Source organism: Pseudundibacterium arcticum, assembly GCF_042646465.1.
Lineage (GTDB): Bacteria > Pseudomonadota > Gammaproteobacteria > Burkholderiales > Burkholderiaceae_D > Undibacterium_A > Undibacterium_A arcticum.
In genome coordinates this window covers 12,322-29,810 of the sequence record NZ_JBHRTP010000011.1, presented here as the reverse complement: position 1 = coordinate 29,810, position 17,489 = coordinate 12,322, and the positions used below count along the sequence as shown (strand labels likewise).

Genomic DNA, 17,489 nt, shown 5'->3' with positions numbered 1-17,489 from the left:
CCATAAGACCGAAATTGGCGATGGAACGGAATCAAGGTTAGGACATAGGAGAGAGACATGTCGATCGAGAAACCGATTTCACGTCGTCGCGACGTGCTCGGCGTGCATTCCATTCACGAGTTCGTTTTCAGCGTACCAGACCTGAAGCAGGCGGAGCACTTTTACCGCAGCTTCGGTCTTGATGTGAGGGTCGAAACTAACTGTTTGGCCTTATTCACTTACGGACATCCTCATCGTTGGGCGCGTGTGATCCATGGTGATCAGAAGCGGCTACTCTGGGTCACCTGGGGTATTTATGCTGACGATCAGGATGCGTTTAATAAAAAGCTCAATGACCTCGGGGTGCGGCGCATTGCCGCCCCCGTCGGTGCGAACCCGGATGGCATGTGGTTTACAGGCCCGGACGGGCTGCCTCAACAACTGCTGCCGAGCGAGAAGTGCTCACCCGACACCAAATCCCCGCGCATCTTTCCGCCTGAAATCAGCAGTAGCGGACGCGCACCGCACCGAAGCCAGGTCAAGCAGGTACGGCCAAACCGGCTGTCTCACATCCTGGTTTTTACCGCTGACGTTGATTCCAGCGTGCAGTTTTACTCCGAGGTCCTCGGTCTGCGACTGTCTGACCGCTCTGGATCAATCATCGCGTTTATGCATAGTCAGCACGGCAGCGACCACCATCTGATCGCAATGGCGTCGTCTCCCGGATGCGGCTTACATCACAGCAGCTGGGATGTTACGTCATTCGATGACGTCGGACTTGGAACCCAGCAAATGTCTCAGGCGGGTTACCCGGAAGGATGGGGTGTGGGACGCCACGTTCTCGGTTCCAATTACTTTCGCTATGTCCGCGATCCCTGGGGAAGCTATAGCGAGTATTCCTTTGACATCGACCATATCGCCGCTGATCTGGAGTGGCCCGCAGGTGACTATCCACCGGAAGACGCCCTTTACGTGTGGGGATCGCCGCCACCTGACGACTTCACCAAAAATTACGAAATTGGCTCCGAGTTGCAACTGAGTAAAGCAGTTGCGCCGAGCGAGACTCCAACTATCAAGTAAGAAACGGAGAAACCCAATGAGCAGCACAGACAACGAAGTTATGTACGACGTCATCCTGGTGGGATACGGCCCCGTCAGCGAGATTCTCGCCGTCATGTTAGCGCGCCTCGGCCACTCCGTGGCGGTGTTTGAGCGGTGGACCGAGCGTTTCCCGTTGCCACGCGCCGTCTGCATCGACCACGAGATTTACCGCGTCCTGTCTGCGATCGGCTTGCGCGATGAACTGCCTGCGGTAAGTCATCCTGCGCCTCCCTACCGGTGGTTCAACGCAGAATGGAAAGAGCTTTTATCCATTGACTGGTCTGCAGAATCGATCTCGGGTGGGACCGACGTGAATTTCGTCCATCAACCAACCATGGAAGCGATGTTCGATAAGGCAGCGCGCCGTTACAAGGAAATAGATATCAACCTGGGCTGGGATGTCGTTGAAGTACGACAGACCGATGCGTACGCGGAATTGGTGGCACGCGAAGTCGATACCGAAAAGGTTCGGACAGTGCGCGGCCGATATTTGATCGGCGCCGATGGTGCCAACAGTCTTGTCCGGGCGGCCATCGGATCCAGTCAGGAAGATCGTGGTTTCGAAGCCGATTGGCTGGTAATCGACCTGCTTCCTAACGAAGGTGTGACTCTCGATATCCCGCCGGCAGCGCAGTATTGCAATCCCGCAAGGCCAACTACCATCGTACCTGCGGGAATCCGCGATGGACGCTATTACCGTCGATGGGAATTCATGCGCATGCCCGGTGAGTCGCGTGAAGACCTCGAAAACGAAACAATGGCGTGGCGTTTGCTGGAACCATGGGTGAAACCAGACCAAGCGGTGATCGTGCGCCATAAGGTCTACACCTTCCGCTCTTTGATCGCGGACACATGGCGCAAGAATCGTTTGATCATCGCCGGCGATGCAGCACACGTGATGCCACCGTTTATGGGGCAAGGCATGTGTGCCGGCCTACGGGATGACTGGAACCTCGCGTGGAAACTCAACCTCATTTTGACTGGACAAGCTGACGGCTCTTTGCTCGACACCTACCAGATTGAACGCAGGCCCCATGCTAGCGACATCATTGATCTGTCGATGTATCTCGGAAAGGTTATCTGCATTCCTGACCCAGAGGCGGCCGCTCGCCGCGACAAAGCATTTTTCGAGAAGACCGTGCAGCCGCCTCCTCCATTCCCTAGCCTGACCGGGGGATTGCTGGATCGGAATGCGAACGGAGAAATCAATGCTCCGGCAGGACTACTCAGCCCACATGGAACAGTGCGTCATAAAGGCCTGGTGGGGCGCTTCGATGACCTCGTAGGACTGGGCTTTGTTCTCATCTTGCGCAACGCCGCGCACGGCACCTCCGTCACGCCAGCCGATCGTGCATGTTTGGCCGGTATGAACGGCAAGATTGTTCATCTCGGAGATCAGGAAGATGGCAACGGGGAGGAAGTGATCGTAGACCTCGATAAGAAATTTACACCCTTCATGGATGGCCACGGCATCGTTGCAATGCTGGTGAGACCGGATTTCTATATTTACGGAGGCGCAACAGCGCCATCCGAAATATCGGGACTGATTGAGCGGCTTGCAATCGACTTAGGCAAGTATGGCTTCAAGAGAGCAGGTGAGTCGAATAACAAAGCCGAAGAAGGTTCGGAAGCACGGCTGTAGGCAGGAAGAGGGAAGCATCAAAGGCACAGCGCAGAGGCGCAATTCAATAATATTGGAGGAGAGACATGAAAATTCAGAAGTTCATAAAAGATGGTAATCGGCTTGGCGCGATATTCGCACTTAGTCTGATCGGCTGTGCTGCAGCGCATGCAACCGAAGGCGGCGGCTCGGTATATCCGAACGGTGTAGACAATTTCGCGGCGGGCGCCATGCCTCCACCTGGAATTTACGGGATGGTATTTGGCGAGCATTACACGGCAGATCGCTTAAACGACAAGGACGGGAATCGAGTTCCGCTTAACTTTAAAGTCACCGCGGACGTCATTGCCCCTCGCTTTATTTGGGTGACGGGTCAAAAAATTGCAGGCGGTGATCTCGCTTTTCATGCCATTGTTCCGCTGGTAAATCTCGATGTCAAGGTCGGAAACGCAAGCCAAAAAAAGACTGGAATTGGCGACATTACGACTGGTTTTTCTCTCGGCCACCACTACAGTCCACAGCTGCACACGCTCGCAGGATTGGACTTATTCGTTCCGACTGGCGGCTACAACAAGAATGACCTCGCAAATATTGGACGCAATTACTGGGCATATGAGCCGGTATATATCGTTAGCTATATCGACCCTAAGGGATTCAACGGCGACATAAAGCTTGGGTATACGTTCAATCAGAAAAACAACGGCACGAACTATAAGTCCGGGCAAGAATTTCATTTTGACTACGCGGCGGGTTGGGGACTGGGCAACGGATGGACAGTCGGTGCAGGCGGCTACTACTACCAGCAGACAACGGATGATCAACTAAACGGCGCGAACATACCAAACAGCAAAGGGCGAGCATTCGCAATCGGGCCATCGGTTAAATACGATAGTGGCAAAGGATGGTTTGTCACTGCCAAATGGCAAAAAGAGATGGCTGTCGAAAACCACGCTCAAGGCAGCGCGGTCTGGATTAAGGCTGTCTTCCCGTTGTAATTCAAAGAGAACAAGTTCCTGCTATCGGTGCGGCTTACTCAGGAATTTGTCTTGATGCGTGCGGAATATACAAGCTAACCGTACACCACTACCCAAACTAGTCAGAGGCTGGCCATTTTTCTCATTGTGATTCGCTGAGAAATATGGTTGGTTGAGGAGATGAGACATGAAGAAATTCAAGATTCCTGAAAACACTTTCAATGCTGGCCGTCGCGGCGTGATTAGAGCATCCGCCGGGACGGCGCTCGCCTTCGGTGCAGCCGCCGTAACAGGTTTTAGTCCACTGGCGTTCGCGCAAACAGGACGCAAAATAAGAATTGGCTACGTGACCCCGCAAACCGGGCCTCTCGCAGGTTTCGGTGAAGTGGATCGATTTGTCCTTTCCGGAATTAACAATTTACTTAAATCCGGCATCATGATCGGGGGGAAAAGCTATCCGGTCGAAGTCATCGTCAAGGATAGTCAATCCAATCCGAACCGCGCCGCGGAGGTGGCCGCGGAACTCATTCTCAAAAGCAAAATAGATCTGATGGTGGTTGGATCGACACCTGAAAATGCGAACCCGGTATCCGATCAGTGTGAATTAAACGGGGTTCCCTGCATTTCAACAACCACGCCGTGGCAGCCATGGTTTTTCACTCGTGGCGGGAAGCCAGACAAGGGCTTTGAATGGACCTATCACTTTTTCTGGGGCCTGGAGGACATTATCGCCGTCTTCACGAATATGTGGAAGGACGTACCTACCAACAAGGTCGTTGGACTCCTGTTCGCAAACGATGGTGACGGCAACGCATGGGGGGATCCAGAGCGAGGCTTGCCCCCTGTACTGAAGAAAAAGGGTTATAAGATCGTCGATCCGGGCCGTTACCAAAATTCTCAGGCAGATTTCAGCGCCCAGATCTCCGCTTTCAAAAAAGCGAATGTCGAAATTATTGCCGGTGTTCCAACTCCGCCCGACTTTAAAAATTTCTGGACTCAAGCCAAGCAACAAGGGTTTAAGCCAAAAGTTGTTTCAGTGGGCAAAGCGTTAGCGTTTCCAGCCTCGGTTGAAGCACTTGGTGACAGTGCTGATGGCTTGACCCAGGAGCTTTGGTGGAGTCCTAACAGACCGTACAAATCGTCCCTTACCGGCCAAAGCGCTCAACAATTCAGCGATGCGTACGAAGCGGAATCAAAAAAACAATGGACCCAGCCCCTCGGCTATGCACATGCTTTGTTCGAGGTCGCCATAGACGTGTTGAAACGCACGAAGGATGTCAACGACAAGGCATCGATCAGGGACGCTATTACGACGACCAAACTGAATACCATTATCGGTTCTGTTGCATGGGGCAGTGGTCCGGTCAAGAACGTCGCGAAAACACCTTTGGTGGGAGGGCAGTGGGTAAAAGGAAAGAAGCATAAATACGACCTGATCGTCGTCAATAATGAGACTTCGCCGGATATTCCAGTGCAAGCCAAAATCAAACCATTGCCGTAATCCTACTGCGTCACAAATTGCGCGTAAGTGCCCACCCTTCTCCCTGGCAGGGAGAAGGAGCTCTGATTTTTTTAACGAAGTAGGACTACCCAACTGTCTCTGAATCAAAAGCGCGACGGCCAGAGGGAGTTTTTCGCAAAACATGGATGGTGTTATGGACGCGATCAATCAACCAAGTAAAATGCAAGTCAGAGATTGGCTAAAGCATCGTCAACTCAAAACTGAGCCACCGCCCGACATTGAACAGATTCGGCGCGAGTTGGGATGGGAATCGGCTGAAAAGATTAAACCCGCTCCTAGTGCAGTGCTTCAAGCTGTTGCTAACATTTGAGCTACCTGATCTGGCATGACTTTTTGCAAGATATCTTGCAACTAGTCTGTTAAGGCTTTCTGCGCTGCTCTTCACCCCGCTGAGGGCCGCTCGCTACAGATCGCAAACAGGTTCTAACGGTCGATAGTTTCGACTTTCGCCCACTTTGCATCTTCGCAAAGTGGGCAGATGGAAAGATAATGAGTCCACTTTTGTCGGTTGAAAATGTTTCAAAAAGCTTTGGATCATTCAAAGTAACGAAGGACTTTAGCTTTCATCTCAATCCAGGCGAGGCGCTTGGTGTGCTCGGCCCTAACGGTGCCGGTAAGACGACGATCTTCAACTTAATATCCGGGGATGTCCGCGTCGATCAAGGCCGCATCTCGCTCAAAGGCGCTGATATCACCAGTCAGCCACCTCATCAGAGATGTCGGGCCGGCATCGGGCGCTCGTACCAGATTGCGCTCCCCTTCGAGGGCATGACGGTGTTCGAAAACCTGCTTGTCGGCGCGATGTTCGGCGCAGAGAAATCGGGCCAGGACGCCGACGATATTTGCGTCAACGTGCTCTCGCGTACCGGATTGCTGCAGAAGGCAAACCGTCTGGCGGGTAGTCTCACGCTGCTCGACCGGAAGCGATTAGAGCTGGCAAGAGCGATGGCTACCCAACCTGAGGTCCTTCTCCTTGATGAAATCGCCGGCGGACTCACCGAACATGAAGCGCATGAACTCGTCGAAATGGTCAACGACATTCGCAAAGATGGTATTTCCATCATCTGGATCGAACACGTCGTACATGCATTGATGGCCGTAGCCACGCGACTCCTTGTTGTCAATTTCGGGGAAAAGCTCGCAGAAGGCGAGCCGCGCGAAGTAATGGAGAGCGCTGAAGTCAGACGCGTCTATATGGGAATCGAGGTTTAACCATGCTCAGTGTGAAAAAACTAGAAGCGTTCTACGGGGACTTCCAGGCGCTCTTTGGCATCGATTTTGAAATCGGCGAGAGTGAAACCGTTTCGATCATCGGCTCTAATGGTGCCGGAAAATCCACCTTTTTGAAAACCGTGTGTGGGCAACTAAAAGCCGCCCCCAGTGCCATCATTTTCGCGGGCGAGCCGATTGGAGGAAAACCGGCCAACGAAATTGTTGCCAAGGGAATTGCAATGGTTCCCGAAGGCAGACGGCTATTCCGCAGCCTCACGGTAGAGGAAAACCTCCTTATGGGTGGATTCGCAAAGCGATCCGGGCCGTGGAACCTGAAGCGTGTTTACCAGCTTTTCCCTGCCCTTGAAGAGAAGCGCAATAACCTCAGCACCGCACTTTCCGGCGGCCAGCAACAGATGGTGGCAATCGGGCGCGCCCTAATGGCCAACCCAAAAATTTTGATCTGCGATGAGGTTTCACTTGGATTGGCACCAATCGTGGTCAAGGGCATTTATGACGCACTTCCAAAGATAACGTCTGACGGCCTTGCAGTGATCATTGTGGAGCAGGATATCGACACCGCAATGCGCGTTTCTGATCGCGTGTACTGCTTCATGCATGGCCGTGTTTCACTCAAGGGAAGATCCGCGGATCTGACTAAAAATCAGATTTCAGATGCCTATTTTGGCATTTAGGAAGGCTTATCATGATCGAATGGATTGATACGATGGTTCAAGGCATATTGACCGGCGGCCTGTATGCATTATTCGCCATTGGACTGTCATTAACTTATGGCGTCATGCGGTTGGTGAACATCGCCCATGGTGATTTCATCATGCTGTCCGCATACATCGCGCTGGTGTTTGTGACTTCAAGCGGAGTACATCCATTTGTAGCGCTGCCGATCGTCGTGGTGGTTATGTTTGCCTTGGGTTATTTCCTGCAGCGGACTATTCTCAACCGCACGCTCGGTCCCGACATCCTGCCACCGCTCCTTGTGACATTTGGCATGTCAATCATCATCCAGAACGGGTTGCTGGAAGGCTTCTCTGCTGACGCCAAATCGCTTAACGTGGGCGACTTGGCGACGGCAAGTCTTCATCTGGGGGAAAACCTTGCGATTGGATGGTTTCCATTCATTGCTTTTCTAACCGCCGTCGGCCTTACGGTTGGCCTGACGCTTTTGTTCAAAAAGACCTCGCTCGGCATGGCTTTTCGAGCGACGTCGGATGATCAGGAAACCGCACAACTGATGGGTATTAAAAACCGCCATGTGTATGGGCTAGCCATGGGCGTTGCGTTTGCTTTGATGGCTGTAGGCGGAGTCTTCCTGGGAATTAAGACTTCCTTTACCCCCGACATGGGTCCCAGCTTCCTCCTCTATGCTTTCGAGGCGGTCGTAATCGGCGGTCTCGGCTCATTTTGGGGAACTTTCGCTGGCGCCGTTCTGCTCGGTGTCGCGCAGGGCATTGGATACAAATTCAATCCAGGCTGGGGTATCCTGGTCGGGCACTTAGTCTTTCTGGCGGTGTTGGTATTCAAGCCGACCGGGCTATTCGCAAAAACACAATCATGAAAACTTCCATTAACTATGTCATTGAGCGCAGCACAACGGCGAGTCGCATCGGTTTACTACTCGGTGCGGCTATCTGCGGACTGCTTGTGTCCCTTCCATTCTGGGCTGACTCGAGCACATTGCGTCTTTTAGTGGAATTCATGTGTTATCTCGTTCTTGCGCAGATGTGGAATCTTTTGGCGGGATACGGAGGCTTGATTTCAATAGGACAGCAAGCATTTGTCGGGATAGGCGGCTACGGGCTGTTCTTGATGGCAAACCATGGAAATATGAATCCGTTTATCGCAGTGCTTGTTGGCGGAATCATTGCTGCGATATTGGCCGTGCCGACGGCAAAAATTGTTTTTCGCTTACGCGGAGGCTATTTTGCGGTTGGTACCTGGGTCGTGGCAGAGGTCTACCGGCTGGCGATTTCCAATGTGCCGCTCGTGGGGGGCGGGTCAGGTCAAAGTTTAACGGCCATGAGTGGTATCCCTAAAGCGACCCGTGAGTCGATCACATTCTGGATCGCAAGTGCGATGGCAATAGGTTTGATCGCCCTTATCTACTGGCTACTCCGCTCCCGGTTCGGGGTTGCATTAACTGCGATCCGGGATAGCGAAGCGGCCTCGGAAAGCCAAGGGGTAGACGTGGAAAGAGTGAAGTTCTACGTGTATGTGCTTTCGGCATTCGGGTCCGGTCTGGTCGGTGCGCTCTATTATTTGAACGTACTTCGTATTGCGCCCAATTCCGCATTCGACTTGAGTTGGGTTGTGTCTGCAATTTTTATCGTAGTCATTGGCGGAATCGGTACTATTGAAGGACCTATCCTCGGGGCTGTGATTTTCTTCATCATGCGCGAGATGTTGTCGGATTACGGGAGTTGGTACCTGATGGTGATGGGCTTGGTCGCCATCATCGTGATGATCAAATGGCCCAAGGGAATTTGGGGATTTATACAGCAACGTTTCGATCTGCGGTTTTTCCCTGTGCAGCGGCGGGTACATTTAATTGAACCTTCCTCTGCAGCAAGTTCCCAAATGTTGAACAGTAATGACGGAAAATTTAAAAGCGTCCTATAAATCTGCGCACCTTAATCGTCGATAGAGCGTGTGTTATAAATTTTATTAAATACGGAAGAGATTCATTATGGAACACAGTCAACCTGCCACAGGATTTTCCCACGTTAAGCCATCGGATACACCGTATCTCGCCGGTGGTTTGCGAGACTTCTTCACTTATCGAGACCTTGGTATTAAGGATGCCACCGGCGGTCGTGTAATTGCGCACCTGGTAAAAGCAAATGCGACGCCGGAGGAGGGTACAGGGTGGCACATCCATATTGCGGATTTTCAAATCGTCTATATGTTGAAAGGCTGGGCGCGTTTCATGTACGGCGATCAAGAAGCGCTCGTATCCGCAGGAGACTGCGTACATCAGACGCCAGGGCTCCGGCATTTTCTTTTCGATTACTCTCCAGACATGGAATACCTTGAGGTGGTTGGACCGGCGAATTTTGCAAGTGTCGAAGTTGACGGGCCTTGTGCGGTGCCAAAACCTCATCATTGGAAATAATTTCACAAAATCTGCAACGCCGCGTAGAGAGCATTAAAAATTTTGCGATGAGCGCGCGGGTCAGTGCTACTCTCCCTGATTTACCTCTATTGCGGCTATTTGACTGTCCCGTCACCCAGCGTGTTGGCGACCAGGCCGCGAAACCACCGATGTGCAGTATCGTTGTGATAACGGGCGTGCCAAAACTGTTTGACCGTTAAATCCGGCAATCGCACCGGAAGCTCGAACATCTGGATATCTGCCAGGCGTGAGAATAACTCGGCCAGCTCACTAGGCACGCAAGCGATGAAATCCGATGTTGCAACTAGACTTGGCACTGTCAGCAGGTAGGGCACACTGACCCCGACCTTAAGCTGCGCTCCGAGCTGCCGCAATTCATCCTCCAGCAATTGATTGGAGAGCGCGAGCGTTCCTGCCAATACGTGTCTGCTTTCGATAAATTGTTCAAGCGTCATCACCGGCTTTTTGCGCTTTCCCTTGCGAACTATACCTACCAGTGATCGGCGAAACAGCGCTTGCTGGTAGAGACTGTCGCCCATCTTTCCAAGATAGCCGATAGCCAGGTCAATCGCACCGTCTTGCAATGCCGACGCCAGCTCCAGTGAGGGTACCTGAATGGGTTTTAATGCCGCGTGCGGAGCACGTTCGCGTAGCGCGGCAAGCAGGCGAGGCAGCAGCACGATCATGCCCATGTCGCTCAGGCAGACCGAGAAGGTTCTGGTCGTCGTCAGTGCGTCGAATGCTTTCGCATCCCATATGTCTTGCTGAATCACCTCCAGCGCGTGCAAGGCGCCTAGCGCAATGCGTTCGCCGGTAGGGGTGGGAGCCATCACAGCCCCTGCGCGCACGAACAAGTCGTCCTGGAATAGGGTGCGCAACCTGGCCAAGGCATGGCTTACCGCGGGTTGGGTCAAACCAAGGCGATCTGCCGCGCGCGACACCGATTTTTCTTCGAACAACGCGCGTAAGACGTACAGAAAATTAAGATCCGGACCAATCATAAATGCACCGTATTCATAATTAATATGAAATTCATTATATAGATTTATATCTGTTCGAAGATTAGCATCCGTCTCAATAAATAAAAATTCAGGAGACTTAACGTGTTCGATTGCGATGTCCTTATCGTCGGCGGCGGTCCTGTCGGCTTGTTCCTGGCAGCGGAGCTTGGTCAGCGCGGCGTCAAAGTGCAACTGTTCGATACCAAGCCTGGCACGAGCAAACATCCGGCTGCCAATGCGAACAGTGCGCGCACCATGGAACATTTCCGTCGTATTGGCGTTTCCGATGCGGTGCGCGCAGCGGGATTGCCAAGGGACTATGCACCCGATATCGCCTATTTCACATCCATTGCGCAACATGAGCTGGCGAGATTGAAACAACCGGCATCGGGAATCTCCGAGCGGTGGGCAAAGGAGCGTGCATTCACCTGGCCGACAGCTGAGCCGCCACACCGTTGTTCGCAGCTGTATGTTGAACCCATCCTGTTAAACGCAGCACATCAGCAATCAGCCTGCAGCATCAATTTTTCTGCATGTGTAGACAGCTTCATGCAGGATGATGAAGGCGTGACCGCGCTGGTGTCCCTTGCTGCCACGGCGGATCGGGAGGCGCACACACGTACCGTACGAGCGCGTTATCTGATCGGTTGCGACGGCCCGCGCAGCTCCGTGCGCAAGGCACTGAATATTCGCTATGACGGCGTGGCCGGTGAGAAGCGCGAGTTCATGGGCGGGCAGATGGATGCCGTCTATTTTTATGCGCCAACGCTCTACAGCGTTACCCAGCGTGCCCCTGCATGGCAATACTGGACTTTCAGCCCGACCCAGCGCGCACTGCTGATCGCAATTGACGGCCATGGTCATTTCATCATGAATATCCAGCTACGCGATGGCGAAGCGGCCAATCCGGCAGCAATTCGAGATCGGATCGTCACCGCGATCGGCGCCGATATTCCTTTCGAGATCAAAAGCAATTCGTCATGGACGGCCGGCTATGCACTGGTGGCAGAACGCTTCAGTGCCGGACGTGTGTTCCTGGCCGGCGATGCCGCTCACTTATTTACGCCAACCGGCGGCCTCGGCTATAACACTGGCATCGAAGATGCGGCAAATCTGGCGTGGAAACTGGAAGCCTTGGTCAAGGGACACGCTGGTTCGGCGTTGGCAGACAGTTATCATGCGGAACGCCATCCGGCTGCACTGCGCAACACGGAATTTGCCAGGAAGTTCGCCGATAGCATCGGTCACATACAACCGCCGGCAGAGACCTTCATCGACGGCGCGCAGGGCGACGCGATGCGCGAAGCGGTTGGCCAATATCTTGCCTTTCATGCTTATCACGAGTTCGTCATTCCCGGCGTGCATCTGGGCACGCGCTACGAACAGTCGCCACTGGTAAGAGCTGAAGCAGGGCCTTCAACTCCGGATAGCGCGAATCTTTATCAGGCCAGCGCCAGGCCGGGACATCGGGCGCCGCATGGCTGGCTGCAAGACGGCAGCTCGCTGTACGACAAATTCGGCCAAGGCTTCACCTTGCTATGCCTGAACCGCGATAACACGGGCGCGGTTGCGCTAATCGATATGCGCGAGTTGCTGCCAAATTTGACGCTGGTTCATATCCGCGAAGATGCAATCAGTGATCTGTACCAGGCAGATTTCGCGCTGATACGCCCTGATCAGCATGTCGCATGGCGAGTGTACGGCTTCACTGACCAGTACGTATCGACCATGGGCGGTGTTGGTGAACGTGTTGGCATCCTTGACTAAACCGGCCGCAATCGCCAGCAGCTGACTGGGCGCGGCGTTGCTGTGGGTATCTTGATTTTCAAGCATCTACCAAGCCCTTTGTATTGTCAGTCGTCATTCTAGCGCCCTCCGGAAAACAAGCGATCATCCCAGATCACCGGCCTCACTTCTGACACAACAATCCGCGCCGCATCCGCATGCAGCGGATTCACGATTACATTCATCTCTTCGCGTGCGACCACCGACGGCACCATCAGCACAGCGCTTCTCAATTCACTCAGCCAGCGATCGCCAACTTCGCGCGCGGTGCGGCTGTCGCTTGCGTCCCATCCCGCTGCCAGCTTTTCGACTGACAGCGCTTCAATGGGGACATCGACCGGGGTCTCGGCAACGACAAACACATGCGTTCTCGGTAGTTTGCCGATGCGTGCGTGAACCAGGACCTCGAGCATGGCGCCGGCATAGCTTGCAGAGCCGTAAATTACGGGTCTGCCTGGACTATTCCAGCGACCGCCGATCAGCAGGGCACCGGAGCCATCCCATATCGGGTGTCGGCTATCAGCGATCCGATAGATCCGCATTTACGCCGGCAGCCCATAGAACAGCTTCCATAGCAACTCTTCGACGCGGCGCGCACCAAGCTCGGTCATCGACACATCGAGCGGAGTCTGGCTGTTCAAGAGAGGGTGGGGTGTATGCAGGAATTCCCTGGCGTCAACTTCAGAGTCCCAGACATGCTCAGCAGTGGCGAACACGCGCGCGAGGCGCTCGGCTTTTTCGGACTCATCTGGCGTTAGACGATCCCGGCGACGCTTGTACGTCGCTTCCGCGATGATCCTATACAGCAGTGCGGTACGCTCTTCCGTGTTGCGGCCGACGTGATCGACGCTGACGCGTAGTGCCGATTTCGGCAGCCCGCGACGCACCATGTAGTCGAGTTCGGAAAAAGAGTGTGGCGGCGGTGTCAGCGACATGACCGCGGCAATTTTTTCTGGTGTAACAATTTGCATGATTGACCAAGTATCAATTGATATGTTTAATTAAATCATATGATACACGATAAAATCGCCGAATACCTGTCGTGAAAGATCTGCAATACAACGTCAGCTGTGTGCCAAGTCATGAGGTCCGCCCGGCAATAGGTATACTGGATTGTCCAGTGTTGAACGGATTAGAGCATCGAGTAATTCGAGACAGGCCATTTCGTTGGGTCGCCGCGTAAACTATTGTAAAAGCGAGCGCGCGGACAGATGAATACCACCACATATCGTCTTCGTCTACAAAATCCATCCAATAACATATTGGTAATTTGTCGAAAAATGGTGGTTCTATTGTGTACGCTGACACAGGCATGCCAACATTCTACGTAAAGACGTAGATGTGCCAACATTCTAAATGGGGATTATTCCAAAGCGCATTGCGGAATCGAGTGCGTAGTTTCTCACCATACAGGCGCTGAGCATTATTCATGAATATGATATCTATCATGTCAAATTAAAATTAGCGATATATGCGGCAATGCACCATAATTCATCTGTCTCCTCCAATCTCCTCCAAGAATTGGATTTAGCCCGCTCTTAGCAGCGGGCTTTTTTTCGTACACAGGAATTTGGCGGGTGTAGCTCAACGCGATGTTCGGCGGCCACTAAATTGTGTTGGTGCCATGTTTGCCCACAGTGCGACGAAAGTAAGAAACGCGGCATAAGGATTTCCTCTTGACAAGAGTGAGCGCGTTGCGCTAGAGCGCCGCGCGACCTGTATAATATGGACCCTTTGCGACGGAGAACGCGATATGCCGACTACCCAGTCTCGATTGGCCACTCACGCCCCGCAGGAACCTCGCCTCAAGCAAGGTGCACCCCTCACAAAAACCGCAAAGCCCCGAACGAAAGCGCAGGAACGTGCCAACAAAAAGTTGTTGGAGGACCGCCAAGCGTGGGACATAGAAAAAATTATTGTCGAGCAAGAAGCCGTCGCGTCCAAAAGGAAAGTCAGTGACGAGGGACCTCGGTGGGACACGCTACTCGTCGCTTTGGACAAGCATGCGGCCGGGTCTTGGGCCCTGCTGGACAAGGCTTTGTCCCCGTTCTGCATGGGCGCGACAGGCCCAATGAATCCAAAGACCGGGCAGTATGTCACCGAAATAAGGATGGTCCGTAACCAGGTCGAGCAAGTGGAGCAGGTACTGGAAGGCATCGAGACTGTACTGCCTTTCCTGACACCTCAGCGCGGGAGTTACGAGTTTCGTATCAAGTTGCAGGGCGCCAAGATTCGCGATAAGAACTGGCTGAATCTGAGCAAAGACGGTAAAGCGCAGGTGTTGAGCAGCGTCCATCCTGCAGTCTCGTTTCACGATTTGCGAAGCGCGCTAGCGTTCATTTGCGAGAACAGACCTGCCGCGGAAAAGCTGCAGTAGTCTCGGCTAGTCGGCCGCTCTGCTGCGGAGGCAGGCAGGCGCGCCGGGGAGTCCCTTAAGCTCAAGCAGGCAACAAAAATTGGTCTTTCACGTTCCTGCCATTAATACTTGCACACCCTCGCATCCCTTGCTGGCAATAGCTTTGTCCACTGCCAGCATCAGTTATCCACAATGCTATCCACATAAAATGTGGGTAATTTCAGATGCCAAGGCGACGGGGGAACCCGGTTACGGTTGCGGGTCCGAACGCCATGGATAGCTCTTACATGGGACGAAATCAAGGTAAAGATGCTTTTATTGATTGAGGGGAGAGCCAAAGATGCCCCATTTTGAAGTTGAGCTTGACCGAGCCACGGGCAAGGGAGCCGGGGCTGGGGGGACTTTTCAGGTTGTTTCTATCACGGACGAGAGCTGCGTGGACAGGACAAGTCTCATCGAGAAGGGCAAGCAGTATGCCAACCTCCATGAGCTTCTGGTCGATATTGCTCGCGCCGTGGGTAAAGGCGTGGGGGACCTTACGCTTGAAGAAGTGTAATCTCGCGAAAAGGTGCCGCAAGAACCGATTTGCGGCAAATAGAAAGCGTGCACCCGGCTGGCGTGCTGAAAATACGTCAGAGCGATATCGATGCCGACGGTGGCAAGATGCATTATCTTCGAGCTGGCATTGCACTGGCCACTCAATCCAGGAAATCGTATGGCCCTGTGGGCAGTGTCTTCTATGTTGATACTGCAATGGCAGGGAAGGTGAAGGGGCCTGCAAAAGTCGTCCAGGAGGCATTCGACCGTCTTGATGGCGTAGACGACGCCCTCAATCACGCGATTCAAAAAATGCATATAATCAGCACGAACACGAGCAATCCGCCTGCCGAAACACATTTGTATAACAAGGAAACATCATGATTGATACGACCTTTGGTTCTGGCGCTGTAGCGACCAGAACAACGGTGCTGCAGAACACCTATCGGCTGTTGTCGCTGACCCTCATCTGGAGCGCGCTGACTGCCTACCTTGGCATGCTTTTTCCGGTAGGCGGCTTGGGCATGCTGGGCATCATGGTGCTCGCAATTGGCCTTTTGTTTGCGACTCGCGCTTACAGCAACAGCGGTGCCGGGGTGTTACTGGTTTTCGGGTTCACCGGACTGATGGGCTTTAGCCTTGGGCCAACGATGAATCACTACCTGAGCTTGCCACACGGCTCAGAAATTGTTGGCACGGCGCTGTTAGCGACAGGGGCTGCATTTTTTGGACTCTCCGCCTACGTGCAGGTGACCAAGAAGGACTTCGCGTTCCTGGGCGGCTTCCTGATGGTTGCACTCATCGGATTGCTGGTGGTGAGCCTGGTAGGCATGTTTTTCCCGACACCCGCGCTGAGCTTGGGGCTGGCTTATGTCAGCGTGCTGATTTTCGGCGGCTATATCCTGTATGACACGAGCAATATCATCGCCGGCCGCCAGACGAACTACATCATGGCGACCATTAGCCTGTACCTGGATATCCTGAACATGTTCTTGGCGATGCTTCGAATTGTAACGGGGTCGCGCGACTAACTGAACGAACCGCACCTAGGGCCCGCACCCGGAAACGTTGCGGGCTCTTTTCTGTGCCGGCGACATCTTTACGTTGTATCCAGTATGCGCATTTTCGAGTGACCCGGCTGGCTACTCCGAACACCTGCATTCAATGGTTTCGCGAGAGCCAAGCACTGGTCAACGCAGATTGAGCATATGGCTCAATTCTGCGCGAGCGTCAACAGCACATTAACCGACTGGCCCGAACAAGTTTTTTTGAAACAGACCTGGGGGCCAAGATTGGGCTGAAGGCAGTTCGGGCCTTAAGCAGCTTTGATGTTCGAAGCCTGCTTGCCCTTAGGGCCTTGCGTAATGTCGAACTGAACTTTTTGACCTTCTTTCAGGGTCTTGAAGCCGTCCATGGTGATTGCTGAAAAGTGGGCGAACAAATCCTCACCGCCGTCATCTGGTGAGACAAATCCGAAACCCTTGGAATCATTAAACCACTTTACTGTACCGGTTGCCATAATGCGTCTTTCAAAAATTGAATACATGAGCGATAGTTGGTAAAAAAACATTACCCGCCCTCCGGCACGTTCGAACTCCGCCCAGACTTAATCTCGAAACGTGTTGAGATAAGTATAGCGCGCAGTATTGCAGTAAAGGTTGCTTTTTTGATAGGGCGAAGCCCAGGGTTTACCCATCGTTACCGATTGCCCTGACATCCCCGGTGTTACGTCAGATCACGCAGGCGGAAATCGCAACTGAGAAAAATTGCGTCCATTTAGAATAGCTCTGCGCTCGACTTCTGCCGCCGACTCCAGCCAACCCTTTTGTTCCAGAAATATCAGAAAAGCGCGCGTACTCACTTTGCGGCAACTGTCCGGCAACAGAAAGGCGGTACGGGCAATCTTGTGATCTTCAAACAGGAATACACCGGTAGGCGGTGGATCGATCAGCGCGAAGTCGCTCATCGCTTCTTGTATGGCGAGTTCGCCCAGGTTCGACTTTCTCGGGGCCGTAGCGCCGGTGGTCTGCACTTGTTGGAAGTGCTTGAGTGTTTTGGTGGGCACGACATGCAACTTATTCGCTTTGACCCACGCCGCGATAGCTTGGCTTGTGGGTGTCTGATTGCGCGTGACCTCATGCAGCACCATGTCCACGATTTGCACTGACCATCCAGGCCTGAATAGCGCATCAAGCGCATCCGCATAGGCCAGCGTAATGAGTGGCCCTGCATCCGGCAATAGCAGGATTGTTGTGTCGGCGTTCATGCGCC

At 53.2% G+C, this 17,489-nt stretch carries 20 protein-coding genes; 15 read left to right on the top strand and 5 right to left on the bottom strand.

The window, feature by feature from the left end; genetic code table 11:
- Positions 1 to 57: 57 nt before the first annotated feature.
- The 10 genes from ACFOFO_RS05140 to ACFOFO_RS05095 all read left to right on the top strand — a co-directional run bounded on the left by ACFOFO_RS05140 (position 58) and on the right by ACFOFO_RS05095 (position 9,539).
- Positions 58 to 1,059 (top strand): VOC family protein, encoded by a 1,002-nt coding sequence (locus ACFOFO_RS05140; protein WP_390331021.1) that lies wholly within the window; start codon positions 58 to 60, stop codon positions 1,057 to 1,059.
- Positions 1,060 to 1,075: 16 nt separating this feature from the next.
- Positions 1,076 to 2,722 (top strand): bifunctional 3-(3-hydroxy-phenyl)propionate/3-hydroxycinnamic acid hydroxylase MhpA, encoded by a 1,647-nt coding sequence (mhpA, locus tag ACFOFO_RS05135; protein WP_390324479.1) that lies wholly within the window; start codon positions 1,076 to 1,078, stop codon positions 2,720 to 2,722.
- 65 nt (positions 2,723 to 2,787) lie between these two features.
- Entirely contained in the window at positions 2,788 to 3,696 is a 909-nt protein-coding gene (locus ACFOFO_RS05130; protein WP_390331019.1) for a SphA family protein, read from the top strand.
- Between the two features lie 166 nt (positions 3,697 to 3,862).
- A complete protein-coding gene (locus tag ACFOFO_RS05125; RefSeq protein ID WP_390331017.1) occupies positions 3,863 to 5,176 on the top strand; it encodes an ABC transporter substrate-binding protein in 1,314 nt (437 codons plus the stop codon).
- 154 nt (positions 5,177 to 5,330) lie between these two features.
- On the top strand, positions 5,331 to 5,507 hold the full coding sequence (locus ACFOFO_RS05120; protein WP_390324488.1) for a hypothetical protein: 177 nt from the start codon (positions 5,331 to 5,333) through the stop codon (positions 5,505 to 5,507).
- Positions 5,508 to 5,686: 179 nt separating this feature from the next.
- On the top strand, positions 5,687 to 6,409 hold the full coding sequence (locus ACFOFO_RS05115) for an ABC transporter ATP-binding protein (protein ID WP_390331016.1): 723 nt from the start codon (positions 5,687 to 5,689) through the stop codon (positions 6,407 to 6,409).
- A gap of 2 nt (positions 6,410 to 6,411) precedes the next feature.
- A complete protein-coding gene (locus ACFOFO_RS05110) occupies positions 6,412 to 7,104 on the top strand; it encodes an ABC transporter ATP-binding protein (RefSeq protein WP_390324490.1) in 693 nt (230 codons plus the stop codon).
- Positions 7,105 to 7,115: 11 nt separating this feature from the next.
- Positions 7,116 to 7,985, top strand: a complete 870-nt coding sequence (locus ACFOFO_RS05105) for a branched-chain amino acid ABC transporter permease (RefSeq protein ID WP_390324492.1) — start codon at positions 7,116 to 7,118, stop codon at positions 7,983 to 7,985.
- Positions 7,982 to 9,046 (top strand): branched-chain amino acid ABC transporter permease, encoded by a 1,065-nt coding sequence (locus ACFOFO_RS05100; protein WP_390331014.1) that lies wholly within the window; start codon positions 7,982 to 7,984, stop codon positions 9,044 to 9,046. The genes ACFOFO_RS05105 and ACFOFO_RS05100 overlap by 4 nt, the downstream gene beginning before the upstream one ends.
- 67 nt (positions 9,047 to 9,113) lie before the next feature.
- A complete protein-coding gene (locus ACFOFO_RS05095) occupies positions 9,114 to 9,539 on the top strand; it encodes a cupin domain-containing protein (protein WP_390331012.1) in 426 nt (141 codons plus the stop codon).
- A 95-nt stretch (positions 9,540 to 9,634) separates the two neighbouring features.
- Here ACFOFO_RS05095 and ACFOFO_RS05090 read toward each other — a convergent pair whose 3' ends face one another.
- Positions 9,635 to 10,540 carry a LysR family transcriptional regulator gene (locus tag ACFOFO_RS05090; RefSeq protein WP_390331029.1) on the bottom strand — a complete coding sequence of 302 codons (906 nt, stop codon included), beginning with the start codon at positions 10,538 to 10,540 and terminating at the stop codon, positions 9,635 to 9,637.
- A gap of 102 nt (positions 10,541 to 10,642) precedes the next feature.
- On the opposite strand from ACFOFO_RS05090, the gene ACFOFO_RS05085 reads away from it, so the two are divergent.
- The gene (locus ACFOFO_RS05085; RefSeq protein WP_390331010.1) at positions 10,643 to 12,307 is read left to right on the top strand and encodes an FAD-dependent monooxygenase; all 1,665 of its coding nucleotides are present in this window, start codon (positions 10,643 to 10,645) and stop codon (positions 12,305 to 12,307) included.
- Between the two features lie 98 nt (positions 12,308 to 12,405).
- Here the strand turns inward: ACFOFO_RS05085 and ACFOFO_RS05080 are convergent, their stop codons facing one another.
- Together ACFOFO_RS05080 and ACFOFO_RS05075 are read right to left on the bottom strand one after the other, a co-directional pair.
- Positions 12,406 to 12,867, bottom strand: coding sequence for an RES family NAD+ phosphorylase (locus ACFOFO_RS05080; RefSeq protein WP_390324502.1), 462 nt, complete (start codon positions 12,865 to 12,867; stop codon positions 12,406 to 12,408).
- Complete coding sequence (locus ACFOFO_RS05075; protein ID WP_390324504.1) at positions 12,868 to 13,296, bottom strand: antitoxin Xre/MbcA/ParS toxin-binding domain-containing protein; 429 nt, start codon at positions 13,294 to 13,296, stop codon at positions 12,868 to 12,870.
- A gap of 782 nt (positions 13,297 to 14,078) precedes the next feature.
- On the opposite strand from ACFOFO_RS05075, the gene ACFOFO_RS05070 reads away from it, so the two are divergent.
- From ACFOFO_RS05070 to ACFOFO_RS05055, 4 genes are all read left to right on the top strand, one after another.
- The gene (locus ACFOFO_RS05070) at positions 14,079 to 14,702 is read left to right on the top strand and encodes a hypothetical protein (RefSeq protein ID WP_390324506.1); all 624 of its coding nucleotides are present in this window, start codon (positions 14,079 to 14,081) and stop codon (positions 14,700 to 14,702) included.
- A 319-nt stretch (positions 14,703 to 15,021) separates the two neighbouring features.
- A complete protein-coding gene (locus tag ACFOFO_RS05065; protein WP_390324508.1) occupies positions 15,022 to 15,237 on the top strand; it encodes a hypothetical protein in 216 nt (71 codons plus the stop codon).
- 29 nt (positions 15,238 to 15,266) lie between these two features.
- A complete protein-coding gene (locus ACFOFO_RS05060) occupies positions 15,267 to 15,602 on the top strand; it encodes a hypothetical protein (RefSeq protein WP_390324509.1) in 336 nt (111 codons plus the stop codon).
- Entirely contained in the window at positions 15,599 to 16,249 is a 651-nt protein-coding gene (locus tag ACFOFO_RS05055; protein ID WP_390331008.1) for a Bax inhibitor-1 family protein, read from the top strand. Before ACFOFO_RS05060 ends, ACFOFO_RS05055 begins: the two co-directional genes overlap by 4 nt.
- A gap of 284 nt (positions 16,250 to 16,533) precedes the next feature.
- Here the strand turns inward: ACFOFO_RS05055 and ACFOFO_RS05050 are convergent, their stop codons facing one another.
- Positions 16,534 to 16,737, bottom strand: a complete 204-nt coding sequence (locus tag ACFOFO_RS05050; RefSeq protein ID WP_390324512.1) for a cold-shock protein — start codon at positions 16,735 to 16,737, stop codon at positions 16,534 to 16,536.
- 216 nt (positions 16,738 to 16,953) lie between these two features.
- Positions 16,954 to 17,484 (bottom strand): hypothetical protein, encoded by a 531-nt coding sequence (locus ACFOFO_RS05045; RefSeq protein ID WP_390324514.1) that lies wholly within the window; start codon positions 17,482 to 17,484, stop codon positions 16,954 to 16,956.
- Positions 17,485 to 17,489 lie beyond the last annotated feature (5 nt).